At 63.6% G+C, this 14516-nt stretch carries 13 protein-coding genes and 1 pseudogene; 5 read left to right on the plus strand and 9 right to left on the minus strand.

The window, feature by feature from the left end:
- Window positions 1–15: 15 nt before the first annotated feature.
- From A1D30_RS17665 to ahpC, 3 genes are all read right to left on the minus strand, one after another.
- Window positions 16–2223, minus strand: coding sequence for a TonB-dependent hemoglobin/transferrin/lactoferrin family receptor (locus A1D30_RS17665; RefSeq protein ID WP_063462034.1), 2208 nt, complete (start codon window positions 2221–2223; stop codon window positions 16–18).
- Window positions 2224–2562: 339 nt separating this feature from the next.
- Entirely contained in the window at window positions 2563–4140 is a 1578-nt protein-coding gene (gene ahpF, locus A1D30_RS17670) for an alkyl hydroperoxide reductase subunit F (protein ID WP_063462035.1), read from the minus strand.
- 183 nt (window positions 4141–4323) lie between these two features.
- The gene (gene ahpC, locus A1D30_RS17675; RefSeq protein ID WP_063462036.1) at window positions 4324–4899 is read right to left on the minus strand and encodes an alkyl hydroperoxide reductase subunit C; all 576 of its coding nucleotides are present in this window, start codon (window positions 4897–4899) and stop codon (window positions 4324–4326) included.
- A 286-nt stretch (window positions 4900–5185) separates the two neighbouring features.
- Here ahpC and bfr point away from each other — a divergent pair, with 286 nt between their 5' ends.
- The 5 genes from bfr to A1D30_RS17700 all read left to right on the plus strand — a co-directional run bounded on the left by bfr (window position 5186) and on the right by A1D30_RS17700 (window position 10979).
- A complete protein-coding gene (gene bfr / locus A1D30_RS17680) occupies window positions 5186–5662 on the plus strand; it encodes a bacterioferritin (RefSeq protein ID WP_063462037.1) in 477 nt (158 codons plus the stop codon).
- Between the two features lie 451 nt (window positions 5663–6113).
- Window positions 6114–6422: a hypothetical protein gene (locus A1D30_RS17685; RefSeq protein ID WP_063462038.1), complete on the plus strand. Its 309-nt coding sequence runs from the start codon at window positions 6114–6116 to the stop codon at window positions 6420–6422.
- A gap of 77 nt (window positions 6423–6499) precedes the next feature.
- Entirely contained in the window at window positions 6500–8278 is a 1779-nt protein-coding gene (locus tag A1D30_RS17690; RefSeq protein WP_063462123.1) for a PepSY-associated TM helix domain-containing protein, read from the plus strand.
- 5 nt (window positions 8279–8283) lie between these two features.
- Window positions 8284–8616: a DUF3325 domain-containing protein gene (locus tag A1D30_RS17695; RefSeq protein WP_063462039.1), complete on the plus strand. Its 333-nt coding sequence runs from the start codon at window positions 8284–8286 to the stop codon at window positions 8614–8616.
- A 179-nt stretch (window positions 8617–8795) separates the two neighbouring features.
- The gene (locus tag A1D30_RS17700) at window positions 8796–10979 is read left to right on the plus strand and encodes a TonB-dependent siderophore receptor (protein WP_063462040.1); all 2184 of its coding nucleotides are present in this window, start codon (window positions 8796–8798) and stop codon (window positions 10977–10979) included.
- Between the two features lie 122 nt (window positions 10980–11101).
- Here A1D30_RS17700 and A1D30_RS17705 read toward each other — a convergent pair whose 3' ends face one another.
- The 6 genes and pseudogenes from A1D30_RS17705 to A1D30_RS25285 form a co-directional block, all read right to left on the minus strand.
- Entirely contained in the window at window positions 11102–11560 is a 459-nt protein-coding gene (locus tag A1D30_RS17705) for a hypothetical protein (RefSeq protein WP_206779307.1), read from the minus strand.
- A gap of 127 nt (window positions 11561–11687) precedes the next feature.
- A complete protein-coding gene (locus A1D30_RS17710; protein ID WP_131798478.1) occupies window positions 11688–12089 on the minus strand; it encodes a hypothetical protein in 402 nt (133 codons plus the stop codon).
- A 250-nt stretch (window positions 12090–12339) separates the two neighbouring features.
- Window positions 12340–13083 carry a hypothetical protein gene (locus tag A1D30_RS17715; RefSeq protein ID WP_131798479.1) on the minus strand — a complete coding sequence of 248 codons (744 nt, stop codon included), beginning with the start codon at window positions 13081–13083 and terminating at the stop codon, window positions 12340–12342.
- Window positions 13084–13143: 60 nt separating this feature from the next.
- The gene (locus tag A1D30_RS24855) at window positions 13144–13779 is read right to left on the minus strand and encodes a DUF4304 domain-containing protein (RefSeq protein ID WP_082836507.1); all 636 of its coding nucleotides are present in this window, start codon (window positions 13777–13779) and stop codon (window positions 13144–13146) included.
- A 59-nt stretch (window positions 13780–13838) separates the two neighbouring features.
- Window positions 13839–14264, minus strand: coding sequence for a DUF3806 domain-containing protein (locus tag A1D30_RS17725; protein WP_063462045.1), 426 nt, complete (start codon window positions 14262–14264; stop codon window positions 13839–13841).
- A gap of 99 nt (window positions 14265–14363) precedes the next feature.
- Window positions 14364–14516 (minus strand): annotated as a pseudogene (locus tag A1D30_RS25285) (IS481 family transposase); the annotation flags it as partial.

Consider the following 14516-nt stretch of genomic DNA (forward strand, 5'->3'; position numbering starts at 1 on the left):
TTGATGGGCTGTGCCTTAAAAATCCGCCACCAGCGACACACGCACTGCGCGGCCCGGCTGGCTGTAGGCGTCGATGAAGCTGGCGTTCGCGGCCAGGCCGCGCACGTCGGCCCAGCGCCAGTGCTTTTTGTCGGTGAGGTTGTAGATGCCCGCGTTCAGGCGCAGGTCCTTGCGGATGCGCCACTGGGCCGCCAGGTCCAGCACCGTGTACGACGGCGTGAGGAACTGCGTGCTGCCCGTGGCCACGCTCACGTCGCGGGCCTTCTTGGCGGCGGCGTGGGTCATGTCCAGCCGCGCCATCCAGCCACCGGTGTCGTAGCGCAGGCCCGCCGTCAGGCGCGATGGGACCACGGTGTTCACCGGCTTACCGGTGGCGGTGTCACGGCCACGTGTCTGGCCATAGGCAAACGGAGAACTCCACTGCCCGCCCGCCCACTGGCCCCAGCGCATGTCGCCCTTGACCTCGAAGCCGCTCAATTTGACGCGGCCGATGTTGACCGACTGGAACACCAGCGGGTTGCCCGGCGCGCCCGTGCCGCTGACCTGGCGCAGGTCCTCGATGAAGTCCTTGTAGCGGCCAGTGAAAGCGGCGGCCTCGATGGACAAACGCTCCATGCGCCCGCGCACGCCCAGCTCAAAGTTCTGGCTCTTCTCGGGCTTGAGGTTGGCGTTGGGCACCGTGCGGTAGTTGCCCACCGGGTTCTCAAAGAAGGCATTGACCTGCCCCGCGTTGGGCGCACGGAAGCCCGCCGCGTAGTTGCCGAACACGCTCCACTGATCCGTGGCGCGGTACAGCACGCCGAACTTGGGCGAGGTGGCATTGCCCGACAGCGACACCGCCTGCGCGCCAAAGCCCGCCTGGTCGGCCTTGATGCGGAAGGTGTCGAAGCGCACGCCAGGCGTGATGCTCCAGGGGCCGCTCACGAACTCGTCCTGCACATACAGGGCCGTGCTGGTCTCGGTGGTGTCGGGGAAGCGCTTGAGCGGGAAGGTCTCGCCCGTGGGTGGCGTCACGCCGGTCTGCAGGTTCTCGACCTGGGCAGAGGCGTAGTCCAGCCCATAGGTGATCTTCTGCACCCAGCGGCTTCCATTGCGCAGCACCTTGCTGCCCTGCAGGTTGGCCTGCCAGGTGCGCTCGTCATAGGTCACGTCGCGCACGCGGTCGGCGGCGGTGTTGCGGTCTTCGGTGATGTACTCGCGCGAATGCGCGTCCTGCCAACTCAGCGTTGCCTTCACATCGTCGGCCAACGCAGAATTCACGCGCCACGATCCTTCCCACGTCGCGCGGCTGCGCTGCATGTCGGTGAACGACGTGGAGCCCAGCACCGAAGTGGCAGCCAGCGGCGGTTTGGAGCGTGCGGTGAGCAGCTCGTAGTCGGACGTCTTGTCCACATGCTCCAGCGTGAACACATGGCGCTGGCCGCCGCCGGGCGTGAGCACCACCTTGCCCAGCAGCGCGCCGCTTCGGTCCTTTTGCGGATTGGGCCGGGTGCGGTCGGCGTTGGCCGCGCTGTTAGTGCCCATGTTGTCCAACTCGCTGGCGCGCGTGACATTGCCACCCAGCAGCCACTGCACCGTGTCGCCCGCCTTGCCCGCCACCGTGGCACCCACGCGCTCGCCGTGCTCGTCGCCGTCGTAGCCCAGGCTCACCCTGCCGCCGATGCGTTTATCGCCTTCAAGAAAGGCTGAGGGCTCTGCCGTGATGAAGTTGACCAGGCCCGCCATGCCGTCGGAGCCATACAGCGCCGATGTGGCGCCGCGCACCACCTCGATGCGCTGCAGCAAGCCGATGTCCAGGTAGTCGCGCCCGAAGGCGTTGGCGCTGAACACATAGCTGCGCGGCAGGCGAATGCCGTCCACCATCATCAGCACGCGGTTGCCATCCAGCCCCCGAATGTTGAAGCCCGCGTTCTGCTCGCGCCCCGTGGAGCCACTGGCCAGCGAGAAACGCGCGGGCGACCGAGTGACCGACAGGTTGGGCAGCTCGCGCGCCACGTCGCGGATGTCGCGCACCTGGCCTTCTTCGATGGCCTGCGCATTGATCACGTCGATGCTCATGGGCAGCTCGTCGCGGTCCTGCTCGCTGCGCGAGCCGCTGATGACCACCTCTTTGAGCACCGGGCCTGCAGCCACCAGCTGCGCCACATCCTGCGCGTGCCCCTGCGCATGCGCGCTGCCAATGGCCGCACATGCACAGGCAACCAGCCATGCAAGCGGCCGCAACCGGCCTTGAAGGGATGGATGGGAGGCGTGCGCCTGTGCGCGCCGGGAAGAAAACGGAGGGGTACGGAATGCCTGCGCCACGGAGGGAAGTCCTTCTCTGAAACGACAACGAATACAGAGCTGGCTCCATGCAGACGGCCCTGGCTTCTGCGCGCAGAAGATCGGGCGGTTGTGGCTGGCTGATGGGGTGAATTATATGAGAATAATTCTCAATAACAACAAATAAACAGGACGACCACCAAAACAAAGCGGCTGACCACTCCACGCAGCCAGCCGCTCATTTTTTGATAGCTACTTGCGCAATACCATCGAGCGCAAGCAGCCATTTTTATTGCGAAATCACACCGCCCCGGCCACCACCGGCATGCGGATCAGGTGATCGAACGCGCTCAGCGCCGCCTTCGATCCATCGCCCGCAGCAATCACGATCTGCTTGAACGGCACCGTGGTGCAGTCGCCCGCTGCAAACACGCCGGGCAGGTTGGTGCGGCCGTGCGCATCGACAATGATTTCGCCAAAGCGCGACAGCTCCACCGTGCCCTTGAGCCATTCGGTGTTGGGCACCAGGCCGATCTGCACGAACACGCCTTCGAGCGGCACCAGATGCTCCACGTTGGTGGCACGGTCCTTGTACTTCAGGCCGTTGACCTTGCCGTCGGCGCCGGTGATCTCGGTGGTCTGGGCGTTGGTGTGGATGGTCACGTTGGCCAGGCTCTTGAGCTTGTTGACCAGCACGGCATCGGCCTTGAGCTGGTCGGCAAACTCGATGAGCGTGACGTGCTGCACGATGCCAGCCAGGTCGATGGCGGCCTCGACGCCCGAGTTGCCGCCGCCGATGACCGACACGCGCTTGCCCTTGAACAGCGGGCCGTCGCAGTGCGGGCAGTAGGCCACGCCCTTGTTCTTGTACTCGGCCTCGCCGGGCACGTTCACGTTGCGCCAGCGCGCGCCGGTGGACAGGATCACGGTCTTGGACTGGAGCGTGCCGCCGTTGGCGAGCTGCACCTCGATCAGGCCACCGGGCTCCGCCGCAGGGATCAGCTTGTCGGCGCGCTGCAGGTTCATGATGTCCACGTCGTAGGCGCGGGTGTGGGCTTCGAGCGCGGCGGCGAACTTGGGGCCGTCGGTTTCGAGCACCGAGATGTAGTTTTCAATCGCCAGTGTGTCGTTGACCTGACCGCCGAAGCGCTCGGCGGCCACGCCCGTGCGGATGCCCTTGCGGGCGGCGTACACGGCGGCTGCGGCGCCAGCGGGGCCGCCGCCGACGATGAGCACGTCGTACGGTGCCTTGGCGCTGAGCTTGGCGGCGTCACGGGCAGCGGCACCGGTGTCGAGCTTGGCCACGATTTCTTCGACCGACATGCGGCCAGAGCCGAACACCTTGCCGTTGAGGAACACCATGGGCACGGCCATGATTTCGCGCTCGGTCACTTCCTGCTGGAAGGCGCCGCCTTCGATCACGGTGGTCTTGACCTGGGGGTTGACGATGGCCATGAGCGACAGCGCCTGCACCACGTCCGGGCAGTTGTGGCAGGTCAGGCTCATGTAGACCTCGAAGTTGAAGTCTCCTTCGAGCGCGGCGATCTGCTCGATCACTTCGGGCTCGACCTTGGGCGGGTGGCCGCCGGTCCACAGCAGGGCCAGCACCAGCGAGGTGAACTCATGCCCCAGGGGCAGGCCCGCAAAGCGCAGGCTGTTGGTGGCGCCCACGCGTTGCAGGCTGAACGAGGGCTTGCGCGCGTCGTTGCCATCGGTGCGCAGCGTGATCTTGTCGCTGCGCAGGGACTGGATGGTCGTCAGCAGCTCGCGCATCTCGCGGGCGGTGTCGCTGTCGTCCAGGGATGCCACCAACTCAAACGGCTGCTGCACGCGCTCCAGGTAGGCGGAAAGCTGGGTCTTGAGTTGTTCGTCGAGCATGGTGGTGTCCTTTGAATTTTGAGTTGTAGGTTGGGGGCTGGGGCTGCTTTTGGCAACCCTGAAGCCGCAACATCGCCCAGAAAACGGGCGTGAAAAAGCCGGACGGCATGGCACATGCGCGCCATGACGCTGTCCGGCTGGGGGCACCCCGTTTCCGGGGCGCTGCGCCGAATGAGCCGGGACTTAGATCTTGCCGACCAGGTCCAGCGAAGGAGCCAGGGTCTTGGCGCCTTCGTTCCACTTGGCGGGGCACACTTGGCCGGGGTTGGCGGCGGTGTACTGGGCAGCCTTGAGCTTGCGCACGGTTTCCTTCACGTCGCGGGCGATCTCGTTGGAGTGGATTTCGGCCGTCTTGATGATGCCGTCGGGGTTGATCACAAACGTGCCGCGCAGTGCCAGGCCTTCTTCAGGGATGTGCACGCCAAAGGCGTTGGTCAGCTGGTGCGTTGGGTCGCCCACCAGAGGGAACTTGGCCTTGCCCACGGCGGGGCTGGTTTCGTGCCAGACCTTGTGCGAGAAGTGCGTGTCGGTCGTGACGATGTAGACCTCGGTACCGGCCTTCTGGAATTCTGCGTAGTGCTCGGCGGCGTCTTCGATTTCGGTGGGGCAGTTGAAGGTGAAGGCGGCAGGCATGAAGATCAGCACGGACCACTTGCCCTTCAGGTCGGCTTCGGTCAGGTCGATGAACTCGCCCTTGCCATTGCGGTTGACGAAAGCGGTGGTCTTGAAGGGCTGAACGGGAGTGTTGATCAGGGACATTGCTGTTTCCTTAGTGGTTGGTTAACTGAACAGGACTGAAGTCTAGGCCCTTTGGAGCCATGAATCCAATCAATTGATTTAATTCAATCAATTGCTTATGACTATATGACGACACCACCGCAGCCCCGGCCCCCTCCGCCACCACCCCACGGCTGCAAACGCGAACACAACTCAGCATCACACGCAGCCATTGCGCAAAAACATGGGATTGCCTTGCGCGGGTTGATGGGGGTCACGACAATCGGGGCCGCATTCACAGATACAACAAACAAGGAAGGAGTCCCCCATGAAAGGCGACGCACAGGTCATCAGCCATCTGCAGGCCCAGCTTAAGAATGAGCTCACGGCCATCAACCAGTACTTTTTGCACTACCGCATGCTCAAGCACTGGGGCTTCGACAAGCTGGCCAAGAAGGAATACTCCGAATCCATCGGCGAGATGAAGCATGCCGACTGGCTCATGGACCGCATCTTCATGCTGGATGGCCTGCCCAACCTGCAGGACCTGGCCAAGCTGCAAGTGGGCGAGGACGTGCCCGAGATCCTGGCCTGCGATCTGCGCTCTGAGCAAGGCGCCCAGGCCACCATCAAGGAAGGCATTGCCTACTGCGAAACGGTGCGCGACTATGTCTCGCGCGATCTGCTGCAAAAGATCCTGGACGACACCGAAGAGCACATCGACTTCCTCGAAACCCAGATCGACCTGATCGACAAGGTGGGCATTCAGAACTACCTGCAGTCGCAGATGGGTGACGCGGACTGACGCACAGAATTCTCCAGAGCGCTCCACGAAAAAAGCAAAGAAGAGAAGAAATCAAAAAAACGGGCTTCGGCCCGTTTTTTTGTGCCCGCGCACAGCGCCAGGCCACCCCCAACCCGGGGCCTCCATGCCCCCACCCGTCACGGGTTGTTGCAAGTGCACATCAAAGGCAGAAAATTTCCGTCTTCATAAATGCGAATGCCTCTCAACAAAAGTAGAATGCACGCCTACGACCAGCGGCCGGGTTCTGTAACCCCCTGATTCCCGCGCCTGCCAGCAAGCCAGTCAGCCCGGCCCCGCCGCCAGCTGCAGCCAGCGTTTGTGCGTTTTGCACCCACACACACCTGCCTGGAGCCTCTTTGCTGATGCTGCGCCGCACCGCCCGCCCCTGCTTTGCAGGGGCGCTGCCCTCCTCCTCCCGCCCCGCCACGCCCGGCGCCACCCGGGCCCGGCCATGAAAACCGCCCGCGCCGATTGGCGCTACCGGCTGGCCATCACCTCCCGTGCCGTGGCGGCGGTGGGGGGCGGCTATGCGCTCGCGGCGGGTTTCACGGCGGCGCTGTCGCTGCTGCTTGCGCAGTGCATGCCGCGTGTGGAGGCCGTGATCACCGCCACCATGCTCGCCTGGGTGGTGTATGCCATCGCCGCAGGCTGGGCTTTTTATGCGCGCACCGCCTGGGGCGCCTGGGGCGGCACGCTGCTGCCCGCACTGGTGCTGGGCGCCTGCGCCATGGCACCGCAATGGATGAAGGCCGCAGCATGAACACCACCACACTGGCACCCGACGCCGCCGCAGAACGCGCCCCAACAGAACGCACTGCTGCAGCCGCCCCCGGCGGCATGGCTGCCGAAGCCCCGCACAATGCCAAAGCCCCAAAGGCCGCCAAAACCCCCAACGACCGCGAAGGCTTCCGCCAGGCCATGTCGTGGCTGCACAACTGGGCGGGGTTGATCCTGGGCTGGCTGCTGTTTGCGATCTTCCTCACCGGCACGCTGTCGTTCTTCAGGAGCGAGTTCAACCTGTGGATGCGCCCCGAGATGCACGGCCTGCAGCCGGTGGATGCCGCCGACCCGCAGGTGGCGCAAACGGCGCAGAAGGCCCTGGACGCGCTGGTGCGCAAGGTGCCCAACGTCACGCAGTGGATCATGCACCTGCCCGACGACCGCGACCCTGCCGTCAACATCCTGTGGCGCGGCACGGGCAACGGCCGCTTTGAAACCCTGCGCATGCACCCGCAGACCGGCGAGGCCATCGACACCCGCCAGACCATGGGCGGCGACTTCTTCTACCGCTTCCACTTCGAGCTGCGCACCGCACAAAAGGGCCGCTGGGCCATCGAAGGCCGTTGGGTGGTGGGCGTGGCCACCATGCTCATGTTTGTGGCGCTGATCTCGGGCGTGATCACGCACCGCCGCATCTTCAAGGACTTCTTCACCTTCCGCCCCACCAAGGGCGGACAGCGCGCCTGGCTGGACGCACACAACGTCACCGGCGTGCTGGTGCTGCCGTTCTATCTGATGATCACCTTCAGCGGGCTGATGATCTTCCACTCGCTGTACATGCCTGCGGGCATTGCCACGGCCTACAAGGGCGAGAAGGGCGTGGACTCCAACGCGTACTTTGCCGACCTGCAGGGCGAAAAAGCCGAAAGCCGCCCCCGCCGTGGCGCCACCGACAAGGTGGAGCCCCTGCCCGCCATCGCCCTGCACTCCATCCTGACCGAGGCCCGCACCCGCTGGGACGGTGGGCGCATCGGCAGCGTGCAAGCACGCCGCGACGCCAAGGGCCGCGCCGTGGTCGAGGTCACCCGCCACGAAGGCGACCGCCTGCAATACCGCCCGCCGCGCCTGCTGTTTGACGCCACCACCGGCCAGTGGCTGGACCAGGCCGACGCCACCAGCCCCGCTGTCAAAACCTACGGCGTGCTGTATGGCCTGCACATGGCACGGTTTGCCGACACCGGCCTGCGCTGGGCGCTGTTTGGCTTTGGCCTGCTGGGCAGCCTGATGATTGCCACCGGCATGGTGCTGTGGTCGGTCAAGCGCAGCGCCAAGTCGCACACACAAGCAAGCCGCAAGGGCGCCGCCAACGCAGCGGATGCCGCCACACCCAGGGCACCGTTTGGCGAGCGCCTGGTGGCCGCCATCAACATCGCCACGCTGGCCGGCCTGCCGCTGGCCTGCGGGGTGTACATCGCCTCCAACCGCCTGATTCCGCTGGGCACCGAGGGCCGCGCCGATGTGGAACTGGCCTGGTTCTTCAGCGCCTGGGGCCTGGCCCTGCTGTGGGCGCTGGCCTGCGCCGTGGTGCGGCCCAGCCGCATGGGCTGGTCGGTGCCGCTGGGCGCGGCAGGCCTGGTGTGGGCGCTGCTGCCGGTCATCAATGCGCTGACCACGCACACCCACCTGGGCACCACGCTGCCTGCGGGTGAATGGGTGTGGGCCAGCATGGACCTGGCCTTCCTGGCTACCGGCCTGTTGCTGGGCTGGCTGTCGTGGCGGCTGCGCCCGGGCCTGGCCCCCAAGGGCAAAGCCGCTGCGGCCAAGGCACCACGCACCTCCACTGCAGCCGCATTGCCTGCGGCGCCCGATGTGTCCGTTTCCACCTCGGGGGCCTGAGCACCATGTCCGCTTTTCTGCTGTGTTTTGCGGCCTGGTCGGCAATGGCGCTGGGCATGGACCGCCACCATGAAGACGCCACGGGCCGTGAAGGCGCGGCCCGCCGCCTGCAACAGCTGCGCCGCGCCGGATGGCTGCTGTTGCTGCTGTCGCTGTGGCTGGCGGCCCACCCTGCCGGTGGCATGCCTGCCTCGCTGGGCGTAACCGCATGGGCCGTGGCCCTGTCGGTGGCCGCCGTGGCTGTGACGGCCACCGTGACCTGGCAACCCCGGCGCGCCCCTGTGCTGGCAGGGGTAGCCCTGGTGGCGGGCCTCGCCGCCTGGGCCTGGGGGTGGTGAGCACAAAGGATGTGGCGGCCCTGCGGCCCCGCCCCTCCTTCTGATCCGCCGCTCTGCCCTGCTTTCTTTTTTCTCCCGCTCTCTGCGCCCCTCCCAGCCACCGGCCCCATGGGCCTGCGCCAGGCCCGGTGCCAGCGGAGCCGTTCTCCACCGCGTTGCGCACACACCAAGGACAAACCATGCACGCACCTCAACACCACTCCCTCCAACGCCCCTTCCGCCACCCCCAGGCCCTGCACCCGCTGGCCGCCGCCGTGCTGGCCGCCTTCTGCGGCACCGCGCTGGCACAAAACACGGCACCTGCCACCCCCACCCGGACGCTGGGCGAAGTCACCGTGCAGTCCACCACCGGTGACGACGGCTACGCCCCCGCCGCCAGCACCTCGGCCACCAAAGGCAGCGCACCGCTGCGCGACGTGCCGCAGGCCGTGAACGTGGTGCCCGAGCAGCTCCTGCGCGACCAAGGGGCCCGCTCGATGGAAGACGCGCTGCGCAACGTGCCCGGCGTGGCCATGAGCCACGGCGACGGCCAGCGTGACCAGGTGGTGATCCGCGGCTTCACGGCCATTGCCGACCAGTTTGTGGATGGCGTGCGCGACGACGCGCTGTACTTCCGCGACCTGGCAGACATCGAGCGCATAGAGGTCCTCAAGGGCCCCGCCGCCGTGCTGTACGGGCGCGGGTCATCCGGCGGGCTCATCAACCGCGTGACCAAGAAGCCCAAGTTTGGCGAGACCATCGGCGAGGCCTCGCTGGGCCTGGGCAATTACGCCTTGCGCCGCGCCACCGCCGATGTGAACGTGGGCATCAGCGACACCGCCGCCTTCCGCATCAATGCCGCCGTCGAGGACTCCGGCAGCTACCGCGACCAGCAGTTCGTCAAACGCCACAACTTCGCGCCCTCGCTTGCACTCAAGCTCGCCGCGCAGACCGACCTGCTGCTGCAGTACACCAATGCACGCGACAAGCGCCTGACCGACTTCGGCATCCCGGCCCTGAACGGCCGCCCCGTCAACGTGCCCGCCAGCACCTACTACGGCTCCCGCAACGCGGCGCAGGACGACACCACCACCAGCACCATGCAGTCGCTGGCGGCCACGCTGAACCACCGCTTCAACGACGACTGGTCGGTGCGCAACGTCACGCGCGTGTACGACTACACACTGGACCGCTACAACACCCTGCCCGGCGGCACCACCGACCCGGTGAACCTGACGGTGGGCCGCACCCGGGCCTTCATCCTGCGCGACGAAAAAGGCGTCTTCAACCAGACCGACGTCACCTGGCGCAACCAGCTGGGCGGCTTCAAGCAAGAGTGGCTGATGGGGATGGAACTGGGCCAGCAGAAAAAACGCTCTGAATCCGTCTCTGGCGGTGCCGACCGCGTGTCCATCTTCAACCCCATCGGTGCAGCCCCCGCCATCCCGGCGGCCAACTACAACGCCGACAACGCCATCCCCAGCCACACCACGCAAGACACGGCTGCGCTGTACTGGCAAGACCAGATCACGCTGGCCCCGCAATGGAAGGCACTGGTGGGCGCGCGCTACGACGTGTTCGGGCAAGAGACCACGTTTGACCGCAAGCTCGCAACGCTCTCGCGCACCGACAAGAAGTTCAGCCCCCGCGCGGGCCTTGTGTGGCAGCCCAGCGATACCGTGTCGTACTACGTGTCGTACAGCAAATCCTTCCAGCCCTCGGCCGAAGCGTTTGCACTGGCCGCCAACAACACCAGCGCCGAGCCCGAGATCACCGAGAACAAGGAGGTCGGCGTGAAGCTCGACCTGCTGGACGGCCGCATGAATGTGACCGGCGCGCTCTTCAACCTGGAGCGCACCAACATCAAGAACACCGACCCCGCCAACCCCGGTCGCCAGATCAACGTGGGCACCCAGCGCACCAACGGCCTGGAGCTGACCATGAGCGGCCGCCTGCCCGGCCGCTGGGACGTGAGCGCAGGCTACGCCTGGCTGGACGGCCGCATGACCAAGTCGCTGGCCACCACCACCTCCACCCAGCTGCCCACCGCCGCCATCGCGGCCCAGGGCAAGGTGCCCGCACTCACACCCCGCAACTCGGCATTTTTGTGGGCCATGAAGGACCTGGGCCACGGCCTGCGCGTGGGCGGCGGCGTGAACCATGTGGGCGCCCGCTTCACCTCGCTCACCGACCTGGTCACCCTGCCCGCCTACACCACGGTGGACGCCGCCCTGCAGTACACGCTGGGCCAGTGGGATGTGGACGTGAACATCAAGAACCTGGCCAACCGCAAGTACTACGTGTCCAGCCACGGCAGCAACGACAACCTGATCCTGCCCGGCTCGCCGCGTGCAGTGCAGGTGACGTTGCGGACGCGGTTCTGAGACTACGGACGCACGTGTAGCCACTGGATTTCAAGCTTTTTTGGCTGCTGGCGCCTTATGGACAAGCGCTAGCAGCTATTTAATTGATAGCAATTCATTGAAACGCCTGAGTCTGTGGGCGTCTACCGTCGAAGTTGCCCAGCACGCAACGCCTTCCGATATCGCTTGAGGTTCTTTGCCTTAGGTCCTGTCGGAAACTGGGTCAGTTCCATACCGCAGCCCGCAGCCGCAAGCGCGGCAATCAGTTCTGCAGGGAAGTGGTCGGATTGGACGACCACATCCCGCATGGCAATCCCGAAGTCCAAAGTCGCGTGCTCCACGCCCGCGACTTCGCTCATGGCCTTCAAGACGCTTGAATGGGCAAGGAGGAACTGAATTGCGTCGGCCTGCTGCTGCTCCAGGTCCTCAAATTCAGCGTCACTCACCATCAAGGTCAACCCGGAAGTCACTGCAGGACGGCTGTTCGGCCGGGCACTGCGCGGCACACCGCGCCGCCAAACGCTGTACGGTTCAACGGGACTCAGCGCAACGAGGCTTTCTACATCAGCCTCGCGGCCCACAAAATGAAGGATGCAACCCATATGACCTAAGGTTTGAGAAGAGAGCGTCTTCTGGGGACTGAAAATTTGGTGTGCAGCGATTAACTACACGGCCTTCATAGTTCGCTATTCCAAGAAAATGGTTGATGTGCGGGACAGACACCTACGGCTACCGATCCGCATCTTCGTCACGCACAGCAGCGATCTCGCCAAACTCGGACTGCAACGCATTGCGAATCAGCGCCGGATAGGCAAACCAATAGTGCCGACGAACCGCATCACGAACGAATTCGGCTCCAAACATCTCACTGAAATGGCGCTGCTCCCAAGCGGCAAGAGGGCTGCGATCATCTGCCAGCAGCGACCTGCGGTGCCGGGTCATCAGGCGTTTGAGAGTTCCTCGGTCTGCTATCCCAAACCGGCGTAGCTCTGGCAACAAGTCTTCGTACAGCGCCATGTCCTCCACGTAGTCGTTTTTCGGCGGAAAGATGCTGCGCATGACCTGTCGCACCAGTTCAGCGTTCAGCAACTGAAACGATGCTCTCTTTCTTGCGGAAACGTGCTTTTTCATGGAGGCGGCCACTTACTTTTCAGGACTGGGCGGATCGGCGAGTGCGACGCGTGCTGGTGAAGCCTTGCACATTCACCAAATGAATTGCGTCATTGTCGATGCGTCGAAATGTCCGGCCCGAACCTACGAAGCCGTCATTCTTCAACAGGGGGAGCAAGTACTTCCGGATCGACGGCTCAAGCCGTGGAGGTGTTTGAATCATGGTGAATCACGAACAAGGTACGGGCCACTTCGACGAACCCGCTGCGCATCATGGCGGCGTCCCGCCCTTCTTGTGCACCTTGAAACTTTCATCCAGGTAGACCGTAGAACTCGTCATGCCATAGCCTTCGCAGACAAACCCGTTCAAAGGCAGCACGCCCGGCGCATCGGTGATCCGGCCTCTCACTTCCTTGTACTTCTTTCCCACACGCCGCGAATGAATGGCGGCGTTGGTCAGGTAGTTGAGGCTCACCCGGTAGGAGGCGTTGCTGGAATAGTCTTCGTCGTCCTGCTGCTCGCCGATGTGTTCCAGGTCTTTGATCTTTGCGTTGTAGCGGAACTGCAGCGTGAAGCCCGAGAACCGGGCAGCGTCTGCGTAGTAGACCGCCTGAACGAACAATGAATTGTTCTTGATTTCCAGGTTGTAGAACTTGCTGGGGTGGCAGAACTCGCCGGACGTTGAGAGCACCTGATAGCTGCCATCCGCCCTCCCGGTCAGGACGAACAACCGCTCCTCTTGCGGGGCTTCGCCTTTGCGCCCCATCAACAGCATGGCCCGGTCGGGAACGCCGTCGCCGTTCAAGTCGCCCTCTGCGGCGGCCAAGACAAAGTCGAGATGCCGAAACTCGGGGGCTATTGCGAGCCGAGCCCTTTGCTCTGCGGAGGTGTTTCCGTCTGCGGCATGTGCATTGCCCACACACAGCATGGCCAGAACAGCGGGCCCGAGCAAGGCAGCCATGCATGCTGCAGATGCTTGCGCGACAGGCTGAAAGGCGCGGGATATCGTGGACACGGGATTCTCCTGAAAGGGGCTCGCAGCCTGGGTTTGAAGCCGATGTACGGCAGATCCGAATCAATCGACCTGCCATGCAAGATTTGTGATCCTCTGCAACTCCTCAAACCCAGCGAACTGAGGGGTGGCGTCTGCGAGTGCCGCATGTGCGAATTTTTTCGCCTCTTCGATCCGTCCTTCAACCAAGCGTAACCGGGCCAAAACGTACGCGACCCGAACCCAACTCCCGAAACAGTAGCGAGACAAATCCGGTTCGCGCACCATGAATGAGTCGAAGTCAAACGTTTTCAGGACGGAAGACGCCCCACGAAATTGATCAAAGAACCGTCGCCCATGGGTCGCATACACCGCAGCTGCATCGCGCATGGCCGAATCCATTCCCGCCGACGTTGCATCGTGTTCCCAGACTCTTCCTGAGTCGTCTTCGGTGAGTCGCTCTCTGAACTCGCACTGATGCTCCGCGATTGTTTTGGGGCTTGGCGGACCTCCCGCCATATCCGGCAGATCAAGCGGATGTACTGCAAGATTTATCGCCAACCGCCCACCGTAAGAGAAGCCTTGCACGTTTACCAAATGAATTGCGTCATGATCGATGCGTCGAAAGGTCCGGCCAGAACCGGCGAAGCCGTCATTCTTCAAGAGGGGCAACAGGTACTTTCGGATCGATGGATCAAGCCGTAGAGGGGTTCGACTCATGGGAATCTACGAACAACTTTCGATTGGCCCTACGCACCGAGTCTCAGACAGGCACTCTGTCATATGCCGTCCACGCCGCCCTCTATGATTTCTTGAAGCTGGGACCGCAAGCCTTCATAGAGTTCTGTGACATCCACACTTTCGCCTTGCTCAATCCGTTTGATGAGTATGTCTTGCGGATGGAAGGTCAAACTTGACTGGAGATACCGGATGGCGGGGTCTCGACCATATTCGTCTTCGATCATCCACCAGTCGTAATCCGCATCGGCATTGACGAAGACTTTCCCAAATGCGATGCCGAGCGCTTGAATCGTGTATTCCGCTTCTGCATCGATAACGCCAGAGTCGAGCGCGCGCTGAATCAGGTCAAGGTCGCGCATTGATCCATCGAGTTCAGCATGAAGAATTTCGGCAATCGTCTGCTGCGCATGAACCAGAGATAGAGCAATCTGCCGCAGGTCTTCCTTGGTTGGGACTTCGATCATCTGAAGACTTTATGTGGGTAAAAAATCAAATGCGCGTTGCCGACAAGAGACACTGCGCGCGCCCGAAAAAGGATCGCTGACTGGGCACGCTGCATGGCACTAACTGTCACATCCCGGACGATCATAGGGTCGCTTGTGAAAAAGATGCGGGTGCGTCTGATACCACTGTTTCATGGCCTGCATCGGCGTACTGCTCTTGAGCGCTGACTGCGGCAACTGGTGGTTGTACAAGGCCACATAGCGCAGCAAGGT

The sequence above is a fragment of the Acidovorax sp. GW101-3H11 genome (assembly GCF_001633105.1).
Lineage (GTDB): Bacteria > Pseudomonadota > Gammaproteobacteria > Burkholderiales > Burkholderiaceae_C > Acidovorax.

What these genes read in the sequence shown, in the direction of transcription:
- ahpF (WP_063462035.1), bottom strand. Translation starts at nt 4,140, where the DNA reads ATGCTCGACGAACAACTCAAGACCCAGCTTTCCGCCTACCTGGAGCGC.
- ahpC (WP_063462036.1), bottom strand. Translation starts at nt 4,899, where the DNA reads ATGTCCCTGATCAACACTCCCGTTCAGCCCTTCAAGACCACCGCTTTC.
- bfr (WP_063462037.1), top strand. Translation starts at nt 5,186, where the DNA reads ATGAAAGGCGACGCACAGGTCATCAGCCATCTGCAGGCCCAGCTTAAG.
- A1D30_RS17685 (WP_063462038.1), top strand. Translation starts at nt 6,114, where the DNA reads ATGAAAACCGCCCGCGCCGATTGGCGCTACCGGCTGGCCATCACCTCC.
- A1D30_RS17690 (WP_063462123.1), top strand. Translation starts at nt 6,500, where the DNA reads ATGGCTGCCGAAGCCCCGCACAATGCCAAAGCCCCAAAGGCCGCCAAA.
- A1D30_RS17695 (WP_063462039.1), top strand. Translation starts at nt 8,284, where the DNA reads ATGTCCGCTTTTCTGCTGTGTTTTGCGGCCTGGTCGGCAATGGCGCTG.
- A1D30_RS17700 (WP_063462040.1), top strand. Translation starts at nt 8,796, where the DNA reads ATGCACGCACCTCAACACCACTCCCTCCAACGCCCCTTCCGCCACCCC.
- A1D30_RS17705 (WP_206779307.1), bottom strand. Translation starts at nt 11,560, where the DNA reads ATGGGTTGCATCCTTCATTTTGTGGGCCGCGAGGCTGATGTAGAAAGC.
- A1D30_RS17710 (WP_131798478.1), bottom strand. Translation starts at nt 12,089, where the DNA reads ATGAAAAAGCACGTTTCCGCAAGAAAGAGAGCATCGTTTCAGTTGCTG.
- A1D30_RS24855 (WP_082836507.1), bottom strand. Translation starts at nt 13,779, where the DNA reads ATGAGTCGAACCCCTCTACGGCTTGATCCATCGATCCGAAAGTACCTG.
- A1D30_RS17725 (WP_063462045.1), bottom strand. Translation starts at nt 14,264, where the DNA reads ATGATCGAAGTCCCAACCAAGGAAGACCTGCGGCAGATTGCTCTATCT.